Genomic DNA, 18,603 nt, shown 5'->3' with positions numbered 1-18,603 from the left:
TGTTCTCACCTCCGGGCGTGTCCTCGACCCCCTCCACGAGGAGACCACCTTTGAGGGCGCAAGCGCTTTCCCTCGAACAGCTCTTCCCTCTTCGCCCACGCTCTCACGAAAGGTTCGTGCGGACCGTCGCTTCTCCGTACGGCCCTCTTGTGGGCTCTTTCGAGGACAGCTAGCGTGCCGCGGGGAAAGCGCTTACCGACGCTCACCGACTGTACGGCGGACCGGACGGGACCGTCTGCGCGCGAGCGGATCGAGAGGCAGTCGAGAGGAAGACGCACACGTGACAGTCAGGACCGTACGGATCGCCATGAACGGCGTGACCGGCCGCATGGGACACCGCCAGCACCTCGTGCGCTCGCTCCTGGCCCTGCGCGAGCAGGGCGGTCTCGACCTCGGCGACGGAACCGTACTGATGCCGGAGCCCGTACTGGTGGGCCGGCGCGCGCACGCGCTGGAATCCCTCGCCACCCGCTACGGGCTTCACGAGTGGAGCACCGACCTGGACGCCGTCCTGGCCGACCCGACCATCGAGATCTACTTCGACGCGCAGGTGACCTCCGCACGCGAGGCCGCGCTGAGGAAGGCCATCGCCGCGGGCAAACACCTCTACACCGAGAAGCCGACCGCCACCGGGCTCGACGGCGCACTGGAGCTGGCGCGGCTCGCCACGAGCGCGGGGATCAAACACGGCGTCGTACAGGACAAGCTCTTCCTGCCGGGCCTGCTGAAGCTCAAGCGGCTCGTCGACGGCGGCTTCTTCGGCCGGATCCTCTCGGTGCGCGGCGAGTTCGGCTACTGGGTGTTCGAGGGGGACTGGCAGGAGGCGCAGCGCCCTTCCTGGAACTACCGTGCCGAGGACGGCGGCGGCATCGTCGTCGACATGTTCCCGCACTGGGAGTACGTGCTGCACAACCTCTTCGGCCGCGTGACCTCCGTAACCGCCCACGCCACCACCCACATCCCGCGCCGCAGAAACGAGCGCGGCGAGCCCTACGAGGCGACCGCGGACGACGCCGCCTACGGCATCTTCGAGCTGGAGGGTGGCGCCCTCGCGCAGATCAACTCCTCCTGGGCGGTGCGGGTCCACCGCGACGAACTGGTCGAGTTCCAGGTCGACGGCACAGAGGGGTCGGCCGTCGCCGGGCTGCGCCGCTGCCGCGCCCAGCACAGGGCCGGCACACCCAAACCGGTGTGGAACCCCGACCTGCCCGCGGCCGAGAGGTTCCGCGAGCAGTGGCAGGAGGTGCCGGACAACGGCGACTTCGACAACGGCTTCAAGGCCCAGTGGGAACTCTTCCTCCGCCACGTCGCACTCGGCACCCCCTATGAGTGGGACCTGCTGGCCGGGGCGCGCGGCGTCCAACTCGCCCAGCTCGGCCTGCGCTCTTCGGCCGAGGGCCGCCGCCTGGCCGTGCCGGAGCTGTCGCTGTGAGCGCCGCGCCGCGCCCGGCCGCAGGAGCGTCCGCCCAAATCCGGCTGCCCGACGCCACCGGTGCGCTGCGCGGCTACGTGCCACGGGCCGAACCTGCCCCGGCCGTCAGCGCCGGGCCCGGGGCCGCGCCGCCGGTCTCCCGCACGGTCTTCGCCGCCGCCCACGTCGTCGCCGACCCGTTCGCGGACCACCACCCCGGTGCCGCCGCGGCCGTCGACTGGGATGCCACCCTGGCGTTCCGCCGCCACCTGTGGGCGCACGGTCTCGGCGTGGCCGAGGCGATGGACACCGCGCAGCGCGGCATGGGGCTCGACTGGCCCCGCGCCGCCGAGCTGATCCGCCGCTCCGCCGCCGAGGCGCGCGCGGTGGGCGGCCGTATCGCCTGCGGGGTGGGCACCGACCAGCTGAGCGGCCCCGCGGCCGGAACGGAGCGGGTGCGTGCGGCGTACGAGGAGCAACTCGGCGTCGTGGAGGACGCGGGCGCCCAGGCCATCGTGATGGCTTCGCGCGCGCTGGCCGCCGTCGCCCGCGGCCCCGAGGACTACCTCGCCCTCTACGGCGACCTGCTGCGCCAGGCCGCCGAGCCCGTCATCCTGCACTGGCTCGGCCACATGTTCGATCCAGCGCTGGAGGGCTACTGGGGCAGCCAGGACCTGGACGCCGCCACCGAGACGTTCCTGACGATCATCGCCGAACACCCCGACAAGGTGGACGGGGTGAAGGTCTCCCTGCTGGACGCCGGCCGTGAGACCGCGCTGCGCCGCCGCCTGCCCGGCACGGTGCGCTGCTACACCGGAGACGACTTCCACTACCCCGAGCTGATCGCGGGCGACGGGCGCGGTTTCAGCCACGCGCTGCTCGGCGTCTTCGACCCCCTCGCCCCGCTGGCCGCCGCGGCCGTCCGCACCTTGGACGCCGGGAACGCCGGTGACGCCGGCGACGCCGGGGACACCACCGGTTTCCGCGCGGTACTCGACCCCACCGTCCCCCTTGCGAGGCACCTGTTCCAGGAGCCCACCCGCTTCTACAAGACCGGCGTCGTCCTCCTCGCCTGGCTCGCGGGCCACCAAGGCCACTTCGCGATGGTCGGCGGCCTGCAGACGGCACGCTCCCTGCCCCATCTGGCACGCGCCTACGAACTCGCCGACCAACTCGGCCTCTTCCCCGACCCCGACCTGGCCCGTACCCGCATGCAGCAGCTTCTCGCCGTCCACGGAGTGCCCCGGTGACAGCCACCCCGCCCGAGCTCGCCCGCTTCTCCATCAACCAGGAGACCGTCAGACAACTCTCCCTGCCCGCGCTCGCCGAGGCCTGCGGCGAACTGGGCGTCACCCAGGCCGGGCTGTGGCGCGAGCCGGTGCGCCGGTACGGCGTCGAGGCGGCGGCCCGGCTGATGAGGGACGCGGGCCTCACCGTCACCTCACTGTGCCGGGGAGGCTTCCTGACCGCCACCGATCCCGGCGAGCGGCGCCGCGCCCTGGACGACAACCGCGCGGCACTGGAGGAGGCCGCCGCGCTCGGCACCGGAACCCTCGTGCTCGTCTCGGGCGGGCTCCCCCGGGGCAGCCGCGACCTGCGCGGGGCACGCGAGCGGGTCGCGGACGCGCTCGCCGAACTCGGCGACCACGCGGCCGCCGTGGGCGTGCGCATGGCACTCGAACCCCTGCACCCGATGTTCGCCTCCGACCGGTGCGTGGTCTCCACCCTCGGCCAGGCGCTCGACCTGGCCGAACGCTTCCCGCCTGACCAGGTGGGCGTCGTCGTGGACACCTACCACCTGTGGTGGGACGACCAGGCGCCCGGGCACATCGCCCGCGCGGGCAGCACGGGCCGTATCGCCGCCTTCCAGCTCGCCGACTGGGTCACCCCGCTGCCCGAGGGCGTGCTGTTGGGGCGGGGCCAGCTCGGCGACGGCTGCGTGGATCTGCGCCACTTCCGCTCGCTGGTCGACGCGGCCGGATACCGGGGCCCCGTCGAGGTGGAGATCTTCAACCCAGGCCTGTGGGCACGTGACGGCACCGAGGTGCTGGCACAGACCGCCCGGCGGTACGTGCGCCACGCGCTCGGCTGACTGACCAGGACGCCTGCGCGGCACGGGCGGCCGGGGATCAGAAGGGCTTGCGGGCCAGCGCGCCGTACATCGCGATGTCCTCGTCGCGGACCTGCTCGTCGCCCGGGTCCGGGCGCCACTTGTGGACCTGCACGAGACCGGGCTCGACCAGTTCCAGCCCGTCGAAGAACGCGGCGGCCTCCTCGCGCGTGCGCAGCGCCATCGGCATGCCCTCCGCCGCGTACCGCTCGGCGACCCGTCCGACCTCTTCCGGGGCGAAGTCGGCGGTCCCGACGGTCGCCGCGAGATAGCTGCCCGCGGGCAGCGGGTCCAGCAGCCGGCTCAGCAGCCCGTGGTCGTCGTCGCCCGGGTGGATGAAGTGCAGCATGCCGACGACCAGCAGCGCCACCGGTTCGTCGAGGGCCAGGGTGTCGCGGAACTCGGCGGAGCCGAGGATGGCGTCCGGGTCCCGCATGTCCGCCTCGATGTAGGTGGTACGGCCCTCGGGCGTGCTGGTGAGCAGCGCCTGCGCGTAGTTCAGCACGATCGGGTCGTTGTCGACGTAGACGACCTTGGACTCGGGCGCCGCGCCCTGGACGACCTCGTGCAGATTGGGGGAGGTCGGCAGCCCCGTGCCGATGTCCAGGAACTGGCGCACGCCCCGCTCCCGCGCCAGATAGCGGCTCGCGCGCAGCATGAAGGCGCGGTTGGCCCGCATGTGCACCGGCAGTGCGGGCCACACCTCCACCATGGCGTCCCCGGCCACCGTGTCGGCCTCGTAGTGGTTCTTGCCGCCCAGGATGTAGTCGTAGACCCGGGCCGAGTGTGCCGTCCCCGTGTTCAGCCGCTCCTGACCGCCGTCCCCGATATGCATGCGCCGCTCCCCAACTGGGCTCCGGTGGTCCGCCGGAGCGTCGAACTCGTTGCCGACACCCTACGGGGGGACGTTGGTTGACGCGGAACCGAACCGCGCCAGGCAGTGCCACACCTTCTTCACCGCCTGCGGATCGTGGCGGCCCGTGCACGCGGCCTCACCCAGGATGCGGGGGTCGAGCCGGCCGCCGCCCTCCCGCGCGATGCGCACGCCCAGGTCCACGTACTCCTGGCCGCGGTAGTCGGGGTGGCGGCGCAGCTCGTCCACGGTGAGCACGAAGCCGGGGTGCCAGGCGACGGGGCAGGGGAGCCGCGCGGCCGCCGCCTCCACCGCCGTGTTCCGGAAGGAGGGGTCGAGGACGAGCGCCTCGACGTCCCGGCCGAGATCGACGCCGCCGTGCACGTGGGCCTCGACGTAGTCGTCCAGCGGGTCACGGCCCTGTGCCTCGGCCAGTTCGACGAGCGCCATCCGGCAGGCCACACCGAAGGCGGACGGCTCGGTGACGCTGTCCGGATAGCAGAACGTGGTACGCGCGAGCGCCGCTGCGGTGAGCCGCAGATGGGCCGAGCCGAAGCGCGGGGCCGCACCGCCCCGGCGGCGGCGGTGGTCGAGCGCACCGTAGACGGGGCGCTCCTCGGGCGGCGCCTCGTCGTAGGCGCCGCCGAACATCCGGGTCTCCCACCGCCACCGCTCGCCGCCCGGGTGCGCCGTCAGACCGCCGTTGCTGACACCGGTGACGAACTGCGAGGAGTAGGTGCCCTCCCGCGCCAGCCGCTCCAGCACAGGCTCCTCGCCGACCAGCCGGTCGGGGTGGAAGTTCAGCGTGACGCGGACCCCGGCTCGGAGCGGCCCGCCGCGCGAGCGCGCCGCGACGTACCGCAACGCCCGCAGCTGTGGCGTCCCGAGGGCGACACGGCCCGCACGGTCCGTGGCGCGGCGTGAGTGCGCTTCCATGTGTCCACAGTGCCGGAGGGAGGGTGCTGTTTGCACACGGAATTGCGGGCGGACGCCAGGCGGGGGTCCGCCCGCCCGTGCCGGGCGGCTGCGGCGCCGCCGGCCGCTTCCGGCCACGTGTACGGCCCCGTCACCGGTGGTAAGCCGAGGGGAGCCAGGCAAGATGATCCGACGGCCGCGAGCGGTCCGGCCGCGAACCGACGAGGGGACGAGAGCAGCATGCCGATCCAGGGTGAGTACGTGCCGAGCCCGGAGCAGTGGGTGCGTGACCAGGTCGACCTGTACGAGAGCTCCGGCGGCACGGAGGGCACCACGATGCGGGGGATGCCCGTCATCGTCCTCACCACGCGGGGTGCCAGGAGCGGCAAGGTGCGCAAGACGCCGCTGATGCGCGTGGAGCACGAGGGGAAGTACGCCGTGGTCGCCTCCAAGGGCGGGGCGCCCGAGCACCCCGTCTGGTACCACAACCTGGTCGCGGATCCCCGTGTCGAACTCCAGGACGGGCCGAAGCGGCAGGACATGACGGCCCGCGAGGTCACCGGCGAGGAGAAGGCGCGGTGGTGGGAGCGCGCCGTGGAGGCGTTCCCCGACTACGCCGAATACCAGCGCAAGACCGGCCGCGAGATCCCGGTCTTCGTCCTGGAACCCACCCCCGGCGGCCACTGAGCGGCAGGCCCGAGGACACCGCGGGCCCGGAGTGTGCCCGGGTGGCGGCCGAAGCGGCGCAGGGGCGAGGGCGTAGGCCACGAGGCAGGAGCGAAGGAGCCCGGATGGGTGAGCGGACGGACGAACACGAGGGCCCTGGCGGGGTGCGGGTACCGGACTCCCGGCTGGCGGCGGAGGCCACCGAGCTCGTGCGGGACACGACCAGCGACCTGGTCTACGACCACTCGCGCCGCGTCTTCTTCTTCGGCAGCCTCCTGGGCCGCGCCCGCGCCCTCAGCCACGACCCGGAACTGCTCTACGTCGCGGCCCTCTTCCACGACGTGGGACTGGGCGAGCGGTTCCACGACAGCGGACGCCGCTTCGAGGTCGACAGCGCGGACGAGGCCCGCCGCTTCCTCACGGCCCGCTCCGTGCCCGAGGACGGCATCCGGCGGGTGTGGACGGCGATCGCCCTGCACACCACACCGGGCGTCCCGGAGTTCATGGAGCCCGAGGTGGCGCTGGTGACGGCGGGAGTGGAGTACGACGTCCTGGGCTTCGGCTTCGACGAACTGGCGGCGGACGACCGTGCGGCCGTCGTCGCGCTGCATCCGCGACCCGCGTTCAAACAGCGCATGCTGCGCGCCTTCGCGGACGGCGTGGGTCCCAAGCCCGAGACGACGTTCGGCAACGTGAAGGCCGACGTCCTGGCGCACTACGATCCGCACTTCGAGCGCGGCGACTTCGTCCGCACCATTCTGGAGTCGCCCTGGCCGGAGTGAACCGCCGCGTGTACGACCGGCGAAGGCGCCCCGGTGCCCGGGCCCGCCTCCGCCGCCCCGCCGTCAAGTCGATGCCGTCGCGTCCCAGGCGGCTTCGGCGCTGTCGACGGCTGCGGCCGCCGCGGACGTCCCCGTGCCCGCGCCCGTGACGTCCAGTGTCCGCAGCCCCGCCGCGAGGGCCCGTACCGTGTCCGCGACCACCGTGCGGTCGGCGGCACGACCGTAGTGGTTCACGCGGAGCATCTCCTCGGCGAGCGCGCCCGCCGCCGCCTGGAGCGGCACCCGGGGGTCGGCCTCCAGCGCCGCGGCCACCACCTCGCGTGCGTCCACGCCCGCGGGCGCGCGCAGCGTCGTGGCGGCGGGCGCCGCGTCCTGGTCGCGCACCACGTACGGGGCCAGCCCCGGCAGCTCGCGCGCCGCGGCGCGCGTCGCGGCGGAGGCCGCGCGGTGCCGGGCGATCGAGTTGTCGAGCCCCTCGGCGGCCACCCGGTCGACGGCCTGTTCCAGCGCCAGCATCTCCAACTGGGCGGGCGCGTGGGGCAGCGCGGTACGGCCGCCGTCGAGCCACCGCTGCTTCCAGTCGAGCAGCGAGAGGTACGAGCGGCGCGGCGCCTGCTCGTTCGCGGCGATCCGCTCCCACGCCCGGGCGCTGACCGAGACGGCGGAGACCCCGGCCGGGCCCGCCAGCGCCTTCTGGCCGCCGACGACGCACAGGTCCACGCCCCACGCGTCCGTCAGCAGCGGCTCGGCGCCCACCGAGGCGACGGCGTCGAGCATCAGCAGCGCGCCGCTCTCCCGTACCGCCTCGCCGATCTCGGCGACGGGGTTGGTGTTGCCGGTCGCCGCCTCCGCGTGGACGAGGCTGACCAGGCCGATGCGCGGGTGCCGCCGCAGGGCTTCGGCCACCTGTTCGGCGTCGACAGCACCGGTGAACGGCGCGCTGAGAGTGACCACCTCGGCCCCGCAGGCACGCAGCCAGCCGCCGAACGTCTCCCCGTAGGGGCCGCTGACCACGTTCAGCGCCGTACTGCCGGGCGCCGCGGCCGAACGGATGCACGCCTCCAGCGGCAGCAGTGCCTCGCCTTGCATCGCCACCACGTCGCACCCGGTCCGCAGCAGTGCGGCAACCTTGTCCTCGACGGCGGCGAAGTGCTCCGCGGTCAGCGGCGGCAGATCCAGCAGGGACGGGTGCTCGGTGTTCGCAGTCACGGTCGCCTTCCAGCCACGAGGGGCGCTTCTGGGCACGGCCCCGTCTCCGCACGACCCTACGTCCGCGACCCGCCCGCCTCACCTCCGGTACCCCGCTTCCGCCGCCGGAGCCCGCCCGGCACAGGCCGGGACGGGCCAACACCGGGCGGGTCAGGGGCGGGGGCTGGTGACCAGCAGGGCCACGTCGTCGTGGTTGTCGGGGTGGCGCAGCGTCCCGAGCAGCCGGTCGCAGGTTTCCTCCAACGACTCCGCCGCGCCGGGGCCGCCCGGACGCAGCAGATCCAGCAGCGCGTCCAGCCGGTCCTCGATGTCGTCCCGCCGCGTCTCGACCAGCCCGTCGGTGTACAGCACGAGCCGGTCGCCCGCCTCCAGGCCGACCGTGGTGGTGCCGTACTCGCCCAGCCCCGTGCCCAGCGGGGCGCCCTCGGGCGGTCCGACCAGGCGGGGCTCGCCCCGGGCGGGGACGTGGACGGGCGGCAGGTGGCCGGCCGAGGCGATCCGGCAGCGGCCCTTTGCCGGGTCGTAGACGGCGTACAGACAGGTGGCGATGTAGGGGTCGAGGCCCATGGTGATCCGGTCGAGGTGGCGCAGCACGTCGTGCGGCGCCAGCGACAGCCGGGCGAGGGTCTGGGTGGCGGTACGCAGCCGTCCCATGGTGGCGGCCGCGTTGATGCCGCTGCCCATCACGTCGCCGACGACGAGGGCCGTGCGGTCCTCTTCGAGCTCCAGCACGTCGAACCAGTCGCCGCCGACCTCGCTGTGGGCGCCGGCCGGCTGGTAGCGGGAGGCGACCCGCAGCCGGGTCGCGGTGGCGGTCGGTGTGGGCAGCATGCTGCGTTGCAGGGTGAGGGCGATGTTGTGCTGCTGCCGGTAGAGGCGGGCGTTGTCGATGCAGACGGCGGCGCGTCCTGCCAGCTCGCAGGCGAGGATGGTGTCGTCGCGGTCGAAGGGCTTGGGGTTGCGGGTGCGCTTGAGGTCGAGCGCCCCCAGCACCTCACCGCGCGCGATGAGGGGGACGGCCAGGTAGGAGTGGACCCCGGCGCGCGCCAGCAGCGCCGCGGACTTCTCGTCCCTGGCGATGTGCAGCAGATCCTCGGGGCCTACCGCCGGTACGGCGACGGGTTCCGCCGTGGCGACACAGCGGGTGACCAGCCGGTCGGCTCCGTAGCGTGCCACGTGCCCCGGCAGGTCGGCGGCGTCCGCGGCGACGGTCGGGTAGGCGAGCGCGAGCGCCAGGGCACGGAAGGTGGCGGTCTCCTCCTGGGGGATGCGCACCGGCTGGTCACTGACGGCGGCGTCCAGCACGTCCACGGCGGCGATGTCCGCCAGGTCGGGCACGGCGACCTCGGCCAGTTCCCTGGCGGTCTGTTCGAGGCCGAGCGTGGTGCCGATACGGACCGACGCCTCCGCCAGGTGGGAGAGGCGCTGCCGGGCCGCCTCGGCCTGGAGCGCGGCCTGGTGGCGCTCGGTGATGTCGGTGACGGAGACGGACAGCCCCAGCGGACGCCCGCCCGCGTCGTCGAGCCGGAAGACGGACACGGACCAGGCCCGCCCCTCGCCCCGCGAGGTCTCACCGCCGAGGACCTCCTGGTCGATGACGGGATCGCCGGTCTCCAGCACCCGCCGCATCACCCGCTCGGCCTTGCCCGCGTGGCCGTGGGGGAGGACGTCGTGGACGGAGCGGCCCAGGTGCTCCTCGACACCGACGCCGTCCAGCTGCGTGAGGGTCGGGTTGACGGACACGTAGCGCAGCGCGGTGTCCATGACCGCGATCCCCATCGGCGACTGCTGCACCAGCCGGGCGGAGAAGGCCAGGTCGCGTTCGACCTCCCGCAGCGTGGCCTGGTCGGTGATCAGACCCAGCGCGAAGACCGCGCCCTGGTCGTCGTTGAGGCGCATGTTGCGGAACTCCAGGGGTTTGACCTTGCCGTTCCGCAGCTTCACGGGGAAGGAGCCCGCCCAGCTCCGGCCGGCCCGCAGCACCTCGTCGAAGAGCCCCAGCACCAGGTCCCGCTGCTCGTCGGGGACCAGCAGCGGCGCCGCGTAGCTGCCGAGCGCCTCCGCGGCCGAGTAGCCGAACAGCTCTTCGGCCTGCGGACTCCACAGCACGATGCGTCCCCGCGCGTCCAGCACCACGGCCCCCACGCCGAGGACGTCCAGGAGCCCGCCGGGCGGGGACAGGGACACGCCGTGCGGCCCCTCGCCCGCCCCCGGCGCGCCGTCGGCGTCGCCTGCCGGCGGCTCCTCGCGGTTCGTCACGACGACGGCTACCTTCCTGCCCTGGGCGCTTCCCTCCATCCTCCCTCGCGCCCCGCCGACGTGCCCCTCCAGCGCGCGGGGTGGCATCCGATGCGCCCGTTCGGGTGGTCAGGACAGGGGCGGCGGCCCGGTCGGCGGCCGCCGATCCGGTTCACCTCGTACGGGCGCTGGCCAGCACGTCCTCCACGTCGTGGACGTCCGCCCGTGAGCCGCCCGTGGTGAGACCGAGGACGAACGAGGTGCGGTCGCTGTCCACGGTGAAGACGGTCATCAGCAGGTGGGCCGCGCGCCTTCCCCCGCGGGCCGGCAGCCGCAGCGCCACCGTGTGCGCCGGATGGCCGCTGACCTCGGTGGCCCGGGACCCGGCGAGGTCGGCCGGGCGGCGGGGGAAGAAGTGCTCCGCGTTCGACCTGGCCGCCGCCTCGGTGTACGTCCCGAGGTCGGCGTCCGGCACCACCTGCCCCGACCGGCCGGTGAGGACGGTGCCGCCGCTTTTGCCGCTCGCCGTGGTGCGGGTGATCCGCGAGGAGAACGCGTGCCTCGGGTCCGCTTCCTCCCGGCGGTCGCGCCCCCAGCCCGGGGGGAGCGCGTAGGAGACGCCGGCTCTGTCGTCGCTCACCCGGGGCCTGTCGGCCAGCGGGGCGTCGGCACGGCCGCGCAGCAGCCACCAGACGGCGCCGCCGCCGCACACCAGCGTGAGCACCACCGCCACCGCGAGTGCCGCCCGCAGTCCGCGCCGCACCTGCGAAGGCGCCGGCGGACGGGGAGGGGGAGCCGTGCCCGGACGGTGCGGCGGGTACGGCTGCCCGGACAGCGGTGGTGTCGTCATGCGCTCAGCTTTCCCGTCCGCCCCCGGCCCTACCTGAGCGCGCGTACTCAGCGGGTTACTCAGCCGCGGTGGCAGCCCGCCCGGGCCGGTGCGGTCGGGCCCCTCAGCTCTCGCGCGGGGCCGCCGTCGACCCGCGGGCCTGGATTTCGGCGTCGATGACGACGGTCACGGGCGGCGCCTCAGGATTGTCGATGCGGGTCAGCAGCCGGTCGAGTGCGGCCTCTCCCAGCGCCACGGCGTCCTGGGCGACGGCGGTGACCCCTGGATCGACCATGCTCATCCAGGGCGCGTCGTCGAACGAGACGAGGGAGAGGTCCGCCGGCACCCGCAGGCCCAGGTCGTGGGCGGCCCGCCACAGCCCCTCCGCCAGCACGTTGTTCGCGGCGAACACGGCGGTGGGGCGGTCGCGCCTGGCCAGCAGGTCGACGGCGGCCTTCCGCGCGGCGTCCACGTCGGATCCTGCCGACACCAGCAGCGTCGGGTCCGCCGGGATGCCCGAGGCCAGCAGCGACTCGCGGTAGCCGCGGAACCGTTCGCGCCCGGTCGTCCAGTCGGTCTCGTCGATGAGCAGCGCGATCCGGCGGTGGCCCAGGGAGATCAGGTGTTCGCTGAGCCGCTGCGAGGCGGCCATGTTGTCCACGATCACCGCTTCGCAGCGTCCGGTGGCGAACTGGCGGTCGGCCTCCACGACGGGAACGCGCTGGCGCAGCAGGAAGGCGGAGACCTCCTCGGAGACCGGCGTGACGATCACGCCCGCGACCCGCATGGCGACGAACGCGCGGGCCGCCTCCCGTTCGACGTCCGCGCGGCCGCTGTCGTCGCTGAGCACCATCGTGTAGCCGCGGGCGCGGGCGTGCCGGGAGATGCCGGCGGCCAGGTCGGCGTAGAAGGGGTTGCGCAGGTCGGAGACGAGGACGCCGACCGAACGGGACACCTGCTGGCGCAGCGACCTGGCCAACCCGTGGGGCACGTACCCGAGTTCCTCGGCGGCGGCCTGGACGCGCGTCTTCGCCGCGGCGCCGACGTAGCCTTGTTTGCTCAGCGCTCTGGCCGCCGTGGAGCGGGAGACCCCTGCCGCCCGGGCGATGTCCTTGAGCGTCGGGCGCCGGGGCGCCGACCGTTCGTCTCCCCGCGCGTCCACCGGCTCGTCCCCCTGCGCGCTCACCGGCCGCCCTCCCTGCCGTCGCCCACGACGTCCGCTCTGTCACCTGCCGCTCCGCGCCCCCGCTGCTCGGCCCGGTCATCCTAATGCGCCGGGTACCGGCCCGGCGGTACCGCCTGACGCACCGGGTCTTGACCGGGCGGTGCCGCACTGGCAGCGTTCCCGTCTGGAATCGATACCACACCGAGTCGCGCCCCTCTTCCGCACGACCACACCGAGGGCCGCGCACACCGAGAGCTGGGGGCGGGAAGTGCTCATCGGACGCGACGTGTTCCTCTTCCGGGACACCTGCAACGTCTACGTGCTGCGCGAGGGCCGCCGAGCCGTCCTCGTCGACTTCGGCAGCGGCGACGTCCTCGACCACCTCTCCGACTTCGGCGTGGACGAGGTCACCGACGTCCTGATCACCCACCACCACCGCGACCAGGTGCAGGGCCTCGCCCGTGCCGTCGCGGCCGGCGTACGGATCTGGGTGCCGCCCGTGGAGCACGACCTGATAGCCGGCGTCGACGAACACTGGCGCACCAGGCCGCTGGCCAACGACTACGACGTGCGCCAGGACCGCTTCTCGCTGCTCGAACAAGTGCCCGTCACCGGGACGGTCGCCGAGTACCGCACCGAGCGCCACGGCCCCTTCGCCGTGCACACCCTGCCCACCCCGGGCCACACCGTCGGCTCCGTCAGCTACCTGGTCGAACACGGCGGCCGCCGCCTCGCCTTCGTCGGCGACCTCCTCCACGGCGAGGGCCGCGTCTGGTCGCTCGCGGCCACGCAGTGGGCCTACACCGGACACCACCCTCACGCCGGACGGGAAGGCGTCGCGGCCACGGTGCTTTCCTGTCTCCAGCTCCTCACACACGAGCCCGACCTGCTGCTGCCCTCCCACGGCGAACCCGTCACCGACCCGCCCGCGGCCGTCGCCCGCGCCCGCACCCACCTGACGCGCCTGCTCGACCTGCACCGCAAGGAGCCCTGGGACGCCGCGCGCATGCTGGAGCGGCCGTGGCGCGAGATCACCCCGCACCTGCTGCGCAACACCACCTCGATGGCCAACTCCTACGCGCTGCTGTCCGAGAGCGGCACGGCCCTGCTCATCGACTTCGGCTACGACCTGACGACCGGTCTGCCCGGCGGCTCGGACCGCGCCTCCCGCCGCCCCCTCCTCGCCTCCATCGACGCCCTCCGCCGCGACCTGGGCGTCGACCGCGTCGAGGTGGCGCTGCCCACCCACTACCACGACGACCACGTGGCGGGCTTCAACCTGCTGCGCGAGGTGCACGGGACGCGGGTGTGGTCGCCCGCCCACATCGCACCCGTCCTCGCCGCGCCCGAACGCTGGGACCTGCCCTGCCTGTGGTACGACCCGATCCCCGTCGACCGCGTGCTCCCCGTGGACGCACCCGTGCGCTGGCGGGAGTACGAGATCGGCGTCCACGACCTGCCCGGACACACTCTCTACGCGGCCGCCTACTCCTTCACCGTCGACGGCCGCCGTGTCATCGCCACCGGCGACCAGCAGACCACCGAGTGGGAGCCGGGGCTGCGGCCCGAGATCCTCAACTACCAGTACCGCAACCGCTTCCGGATCGACGACTTCACCCGCAGCGCCGAGCTGTACCGCACCCTGCGCCCCGAGCTGATGATCAGCGGCCACTGGCCACCCTTCGAGGTGACCGACGCCTACCTGGACATGCTGCTGGACAAGGGGCGCGAGCTGGCCCGTCTGCACCGCGCACTGCTGCCTCAGGACGTCGACTTCGCAGCGGAGGGATTCGGCGCCCGCATCACCCCGTACCGCAGCGCCGTCAGCCCCGGCGGCAAGACGCGGATCGAGGTGGAGATACGCAACCCCTTCCCGCGCCCCGAGCGGGCCGAGGTGCGGCTGGCCCTGCCGGCGAGCTGGCACGCGGAGCCCCCTTCGGCGGTGCTGGAGGTGGCCGGGCACGCGGAAGCGGTGGCCGAGTTCGTGGTCGCGGTGGACGACGCGGCACTCCCCGCCGAACGGCTGCGCCTGGGGGCCGAACTGACGGTGGGACAGGTGCGGTTCGGGCAGCAGGCCGAGGCCCTGGTGAGCGTCCGATGAGCCCGCGTCCCGCACCCCTGGTGAGCGCCGAGGCCCACGACGACGGCCGTCTCGAGGTCACCGCACCCGGATACCGCCTGACCGTCGAGCCCGACGGTGTCACAGCGCGTCTCGCCGCCGGCGCGGACCACCCGCTGCAACTGAGTCTCCCCGGCGCCCTGGACCGCGTCGGAGCCCGGGACGAGACCCTCTCCGTCGACCCGCCCGTCCTCACCACCGAGGACGCCTGCCCGCTGATCACCGTCGCCCGCCGCAGTACCGCCTGGCAGAGCGCGCACACCCGCCTGTGGTGCGGCCCCGAAGGCCCGGAGGTGAGCTGGCACGTGACGGGGTCGGGGCGGCTGGACGAAACACATCTGCTGGCCTTCCGCTCCGCGCTGGGCGGGCGGGGGAGCGGGCTGCGGCCCAGCGGCCACGCCTGGCAGACGCTCTTCTCGCCCAACCCCGGCGCCCCGCGCCGGCTGCTGCGCGGCGCGGGCGAGAGCGCCGTGATCGGCGTGTGCGGGGACGCACGGGCCGGCCGCGGCCACTGGTTCTTCACCCCGGCGCCGCTGTGCCTCGCGTTGACGCGGACCGCACTGCCCGACGACGCCGAGCCGGCGACGGGCCTCGCCGATGCGTGGTGGACCGTCGGCATCGGCTGCCCCGTCGCCGCGCAGACCTTCACCCAGCTGGCTTACGTGCCCTCAGACGGCGGCTGGCACCTCCGGCTCGACCACGAGGGACACACCACGGTCGACGGCGCGTTCCGCACCCCCACCGTGCGACTCGCCCCCGGGCACCCCGATCCGTACGCCGGTCTGCGCTCCCACCGCTCCTGGCTCGTGGCGCGCGGCTGGGCGCCGCCGCCGTCGCCCCAGGACGGTGCTGCCCGGCCCGCCTGGTGGTCGGAGCCGATGTTCTGCGGCTGGGGCGCCCAGATGGCCAGGGCCCGCGACACCGGCCGCCCGGCGCCCGAACTGAGCACACGCGCGGAGTACGACGCCCACCTCGACCACCTGGCCCGGCACGGTCTCGTCCCCGGCACCGTCGTGGTCGACGACAAGTGGCAGCGGCGGTACGGGTCCTGGGAGCCGGACGCCGGCCGGTGGCCCGACCTGCGCGGCTGGATCGCCGAGCGGCACGCCGCCGGGCAGCGGGTGCTGCTGTGGTGGCGCGCCTGGGCCACCGAAGGCGTGCCGGCCGGCTGGTGCGTGCGCACTCCGGACGGCCACCCCGTCGCGCTCGATCCCGGTCACCCCGAGGCACGCGCGCTGCTGCGGGACAACCTGCGCGCGATGCTGGCCCCCGACGGCCTGGACGCGGACGGCCTCAAGATCGACTTCACCGCCGACACGCCCTCGGGCCACCACCTCGTGGGCCACGGCCCCGCCTGGGGCGTCGCGCTGCTGCACCAGCAGCTGGCGGTGATGTACGCGGCGGCCAAGGAGGCGAAACCGGACGCGCTGGTGGTCACCCACACCCCGCACCCGGCGTTCGCCGACGTGACCGACATGGTCCGGCTCAACGACATGCTGCGGCTGGACGATCCGGACCCGTACGCACCCGTCGTCCCGCAGATGCGCTACCGCGCCGCCGTGGCCCGCGCCGGCTGCCCGCATCTCCTCGTCGACACCGACGACTGGTGCGCCCCCGACCTGGCCCAGTGGCGCGCCTACACCGAGGCCAAACCCGCGCTCGGCGTCCCCGCCCTCTACGTGACCACCCACCTGGACCGCACGGGCGAGCGCCTTCAGGCGCGTGACTACGCGACGCTGCGCACCCAGTGGCGCTCCGGCGTGTGGCGGGGCCGAACGGACTGAGACCGCCCGGCGAACGCAGCACGCCGGGCGGCCGGGAAACGCCGAACGGAGCGAGAGCACCGAGAGGGCCGGGCACGCTGGGAGCGCCGAGCACACCGGCGGTCGTGGCCCGGCCCCGCGCACTGCCGTCCGCGCGGCAGGGGACCTACCGTGGGCGTATGGCGGACGAGCTCTTCAGGCAGCCCCGGCTCGCCGCCCTCTACGACGTGCTGGAGGGCGAACGCGCCGACCTGGAGCCCTACCTCGCTCTCGTGGCGGAACTCGGCGCGCGGCGGGTGCTCGACCTCGGCTGCGGTACCGGCACGTTCGCGCTGCTGCTGGCGGCCCGTGGGATCGAGGTCACCGGGGTGGATCCGGCGGGCGCCTCGCTCCATGTGGCCCGGTCCAAAGCCGGTGGACAGGCGGTGCGCTGGATCTGTGGCGACGCGCGGGCGGCACCACCGCTGGACGCCGATCTCGTCACGATGACGGCCAACGTCGCTCAGGAGATCGTCGGCCGGCAGGCGTGGCGCTCGACGCTGGGCAGCGCGTACGGCGCGCTGCGCCCTGGGGGCCACCTGGTCTTCGAGACGAGGAACCCCGCCGTGCGGGCCTGGGAGCGGTGGAACCGTGAGGACTCCTACCGCGTGACCCGGGTGCCGGGCGGGGGCACGGTCGCGAGCTGGAGCGATCTCGTGGCGGTCGAGGGGCCGTTGGTGACCTTCCGGCACGCCTACGAGTTCTCCGCCGACGGGCGGGTGCTGACGTCCGAGTCGACGCTCAGGTTCCGCGACCGGGAGGAGGTCGAGGCGGACCTGGGGGAGCGGGGGTTCGCGGTGCGCGACGTGCGGGACGCGCCCGACCGGCCCGGCCGCGAGCTGGTCTTCGTGGCGCGCAGAACCGACGGTGAGACGCCCCCGAGGCGGTAGCGGCCGCGCTGCACGGCTCGCTCGCCAGCCGGCTGCGCGGATTCCCCGGAAAACCGGCCGTGCGCCGACCCTTGATTCCCCTTCCGCATGTGGTTACGTTCCCATCTGGGATCGATGCCAGACCGAGTGACGCCGAACCGGCGGGCCGACTCGTGCCGTTCGCGCCGCACCGCGACGTGTCAGCCTCCACCGCACCCCCGGACACCCCGCACCATCCGTCCCCCGTGTCAGCCAACCTCAAGGGAGAGCGCCATGGCGGCACCACCACCCCGTCGCCGGCTGCGCCGGGCCGCGGCCGCGCTGGCCGCCGCGGTCGGGCTGCTGCCGGCCACCGCCTGCGGCGGCGTCGGCTTCGCCGACACCTCGGGCACCTTCACGACCATGGGCTTCGGCCAGGGCGACGCTCTGGCCGACGTCCGGATCCAGGAGGCGCGCGAGGCCCTGACCGGCGTTCACCTCCAGGTCAACCAAGGGGCCTTCGACGAACAGCAGTTCCTCTCCTCGGTGGCCGCGGGCGACCCGCCCGACGTCGTGCGCATGGACCGCACCCTGCTCGGCGGCTACGCCTCCCGCGGGGCCGTCGTGCCGCTCACCAGCTGCCTGAAGAACCGCGGGATCGACCTGGACCAGTACCGCGACGGCGCGATCGACGAGGCCACCCTGAACGGCACCGTCTACGGGCTGCCCGACTCCTACGACAACCGCGTGATGCTGCTCAACCGTGCCGCGCTGAAGGACTCGGGGCGCCGCCCCGAGGACGTGGACACCTCCGACTGGGACGGCCTGCTGAAGCTCGCCAAGGATCTCCGGCGCAGCAAGGACGGCAAGCTGACCCGGATCGGCTTCGACCCCAAGATCCCCGAGTTCTTTCCGCTGTGGGTGCGCGCCAACGGCGGCGCGCTGCTCAGCGACGACGGCCGCACCGCCAAGCTGAACAGCCCCGAGGTCGTGGAGGCGCTCGACTTCACGGTCAGGCTCATCGACGCCCAGGGCGGCTGGGGCCGGATGAAAGCACTGCGTGACTCCTTCGACCAGTTCGGCGCGGCCAACCAGTTCGTCCGCAACCAGGTCGGCGCCTACCCGATGGAGGACTGGTACGTGAACGTCCTCGCCGACACCACCCCGAAGGCCGCGCTCACCACCACAGCCTTCCGCGATCGCGAGGGCGAGCCGCTCAACTACGTCTCCGGCTACAGCTGGGCGATACCCAAGGGATCCGAGCACCCGGACAAGGCGTGCGAGTTCATCGCCACGATGACCGCGGCCGACACCTGGGTGAAGGCGGCCAGGGCCAAGGCGAAGGACATCCGCGCGGACGGTTCCCCCTACATCGGTGACTTCACGGGCAACAAGGAGGCCGACCGCCGCATCAGGAACCAGGTGTGGAAGAAGACCGGCAACCCGGCGTTCGACGACGCGGCCACCACCCTCTACTCGGCGCAGGACGACGCCGTCACCGTGCCGGCGAACGCGGCGGGCAGCGAGTTCCGCAAGGCGTGGATGAACGCGGTCAACAGCGTGCTCTCCGGTACCCAAACCGCCCAGGAGGCACTGGACGAGGCCCAGCGCAGGGCCCAGTCGGCGCTCGACCGCGCCGCGCAGGACGGTGAGTGA

15 protein-coding genes are annotated in these 18,603 nt (G+C 73.7%); 9 read left to right on the top strand and 6 right to left on the bottom strand.

Annotated elements, in window-relative coordinates:
* Positions 1–280 precede the first annotated feature (280 nt).
* From MMF93_RS02860 to MMF93_RS02850, 3 genes are read left to right on the top strand one after another with little or no spacing between them, the layout of a single operon-like run.
* Positions 281–1,432, top strand: a complete 1,152-nt coding sequence (locus MMF93_RS02860) for a Gfo/Idh/MocA family protein (RefSeq protein ID WP_242749266.1) — start codon at positions 281–283, stop codon at positions 1,430–1,432.
* Positions 1,429–2,661, top strand: coding sequence for a dihydrodipicolinate synthase family protein (locus MMF93_RS02855; protein WP_242749265.1), 1,233 nt, complete (start codon positions 1,429–1,431; stop codon positions 2,659–2,661). The genes MMF93_RS02860 and MMF93_RS02855 overlap by 4 nt, the downstream gene beginning before the upstream one ends.
* A complete protein-coding gene (locus tag MMF93_RS02850) occupies positions 2,658–3,503 on the top strand; it encodes a sugar phosphate isomerase/epimerase family protein (protein WP_242749263.1) in 846 nt (281 codons plus the stop codon). Before MMF93_RS02855 ends, MMF93_RS02850 begins: the two co-directional genes overlap by 4 nt.
* Positions 3,504–3,540: 37 nt before the next feature.
* Here the strand turns inward: MMF93_RS02850 and MMF93_RS02845 are convergent, their stop codons facing one another.
* Positions 3,541–4,356 (bottom strand): SAM-dependent methyltransferase, encoded by an 816-nt coding sequence (locus MMF93_RS02845; RefSeq protein ID WP_114025367.1) that lies wholly within the window; start codon positions 4,354–4,356, stop codon positions 3,541–3,543.
* A 60-nt stretch (positions 4,357–4,416) separates the two neighbouring features.
* Positions 4,417–5,310 carry a DUF3626 domain-containing protein gene (locus tag MMF93_RS02840; RefSeq protein ID WP_242749261.1) on the bottom strand — a complete coding sequence of 298 codons (894 nt, stop codon included), beginning with the start codon at positions 5,308–5,310 and terminating at the stop codon, positions 4,417–4,419.
* 219 nt (positions 5,311–5,529) lie between these two features.
* Between MMF93_RS02840 and MMF93_RS02835 the strand changes: the two genes are divergently transcribed.
* Both MMF93_RS02835 and MMF93_RS02830 read left to right on the top strand, forming a co-directional pair.
* Complete coding sequence (locus tag MMF93_RS02835) at positions 5,530–5,976, top strand: nitroreductase family deazaflavin-dependent oxidoreductase (RefSeq protein ID WP_242749259.1); 447 nt, start codon at positions 5,530–5,532, stop codon at positions 5,974–5,976.
* A 104-nt stretch (positions 5,977–6,080) separates the two neighbouring features.
* Positions 6,081–6,737 (top strand): HD domain-containing protein, encoded by a 657-nt coding sequence (locus MMF93_RS02830; protein ID WP_242749257.1) that lies wholly within the window; start codon positions 6,081–6,083, stop codon positions 6,735–6,737.
* A 63-nt stretch (positions 6,738–6,800) separates the two neighbouring features.
* Here the strand turns inward: MMF93_RS02830 and MMF93_RS02825 are convergent, their stop codons facing one another.
* The 4 genes from MMF93_RS02825 to MMF93_RS02810 form a co-directional block, all read right to left on the bottom strand.
* Positions 6,801–7,946: a pyridoxal-phosphate-dependent aminotransferase family protein gene (locus MMF93_RS02825; protein WP_242749255.1), complete on the bottom strand. Its 1,146-nt coding sequence runs from the start codon at positions 7,944–7,946 to the stop codon at positions 6,801–6,803.
* A gap of 150 nt (positions 7,947–8,096) precedes the next feature.
* Positions 8,097–10,205 (bottom strand): SpoIIE family protein phosphatase, encoded by a 2,109-nt coding sequence (locus tag MMF93_RS02820; protein WP_423835338.1) that lies wholly within the window; start codon positions 10,203–10,205, stop codon positions 8,097–8,099.
* Positions 10,206–10,356: 151 nt separating this feature from the next.
* Positions 10,357–11,034 carry a hypothetical protein gene (locus MMF93_RS02815; RefSeq protein ID WP_242749253.1) on the bottom strand — a complete coding sequence of 226 codons (678 nt, stop codon included), beginning with the start codon at positions 11,032–11,034 and terminating at the stop codon, positions 10,357–10,359.
* A 103-nt stretch (positions 11,035–11,137) separates the two neighbouring features.
* The gene (locus tag MMF93_RS02810) at positions 11,138–12,199 is read right to left on the bottom strand and encodes a LacI family DNA-binding transcriptional regulator (protein WP_242749251.1); all 1,062 of its coding nucleotides are present in this window, start codon (positions 12,197–12,199) and stop codon (positions 11,138–11,140) included.
* Between the two features lie 247 nt (positions 12,200–12,446).
* On the opposite strand from MMF93_RS02810, the gene MMF93_RS02805 reads away from it, so the two are divergent.
* The 4 genes from MMF93_RS02805 to MMF93_RS02790 all read left to right on the top strand — a co-directional run bounded on the left by MMF93_RS02805 (position 12,447) and on the right by MMF93_RS02790 (position 18,603).
* Complete coding sequence (locus MMF93_RS02805; protein ID WP_242749249.1) at positions 12,447–14,279, top strand: MBL fold metallo-hydrolase; 1,833 nt, start codon at positions 12,447–12,449, stop codon at positions 14,277–14,279.
* Positions 14,276–16,081, top strand: a complete 1,806-nt coding sequence (locus MMF93_RS02800) for an alpha-amylase family protein (protein WP_242749247.1) — start codon at positions 14,276–14,278, stop codon at positions 16,079–16,081. Before MMF93_RS02805 ends, MMF93_RS02800 begins: the two co-directional genes overlap by 4 nt.
* 158 nt (positions 16,082–16,239) lie before the next feature.
* Positions 16,240–16,989 (top strand): class I SAM-dependent methyltransferase, encoded by a 750-nt coding sequence (locus MMF93_RS02795; protein ID WP_242749246.1) that lies wholly within the window; start codon positions 16,240–16,242, stop codon positions 16,987–16,989.
* Positions 16,990–17,241: 252 nt separating this feature from the next.
* Complete coding sequence (locus MMF93_RS02790) at positions 17,242–18,603, top strand: extracellular solute-binding protein (RefSeq protein WP_242749245.1); 1,362 nt, start codon at positions 17,242–17,244, stop codon at positions 18,601–18,603.

The sequence above is a fragment of the Streptomyces tubbatahanensis genome (assembly GCF_022699385.1).
Classification (GTDB): domain Bacteria; phylum Actinomycetota; class Actinomycetes; order Streptomycetales; family Streptomycetaceae; genus Streptomyces; species Streptomyces diacarni.
This window is presented reverse-complemented; position numbering and strand designations above follow the sequence as displayed.

Excerpts from the sequence above, each read along its gene's own strand:
- MMF93_RS02845 (WP_114025367.1), bottom strand. The coding sequence starts at position 4,356 with ATGCATATCGGGGACGGCGGTCAGGAGCGGCTGAACACGGGGACGGCA.
- MMF93_RS02840 (WP_242749261.1), bottom strand. The coding sequence starts at position 5,310 with ATGGAAGCGCACTCACGCCGCGCCACGGACCGTGCGGGCCGTGTCGCC.
- MMF93_RS02835 (WP_242749259.1), top strand. The coding sequence starts at position 5,530 with ATGCCGATCCAGGGTGAGTACGTGCCGAGCCCGGAGCAGTGGGTGCGT.
- MMF93_RS02830 (WP_242749257.1), top strand. The coding sequence starts at position 6,081 with ATGGGTGAGCGGACGGACGAACACGAGGGCCCTGGCGGGGTGCGGGTA.
- MMF93_RS02815 (WP_242749253.1), bottom strand. The coding sequence starts at position 11,034 with ATGACGACACCACCGCTGTCCGGGCAGCCGTACCCGCCGCACCGTCCG.
- MMF93_RS02800 (WP_242749247.1), top strand. The coding sequence starts at position 14,276 with ATGAGCCCGCGTCCCGCACCCCTGGTGAGCGCCGAGGCCCACGACGAC.
- MMF93_RS02795 (WP_242749246.1), top strand. The coding sequence starts at position 16,240 with ATGGCGGACGAGCTCTTCAGGCAGCCCCGGCTCGCCGCCCTCTACGAC.
- MMF93_RS02790 (WP_242749245.1), top strand. The coding sequence starts at position 17,242 with ATGGCGGCACCACCACCCCGTCGCCGGCTGCGCCGGGCCGCGGCCGCG.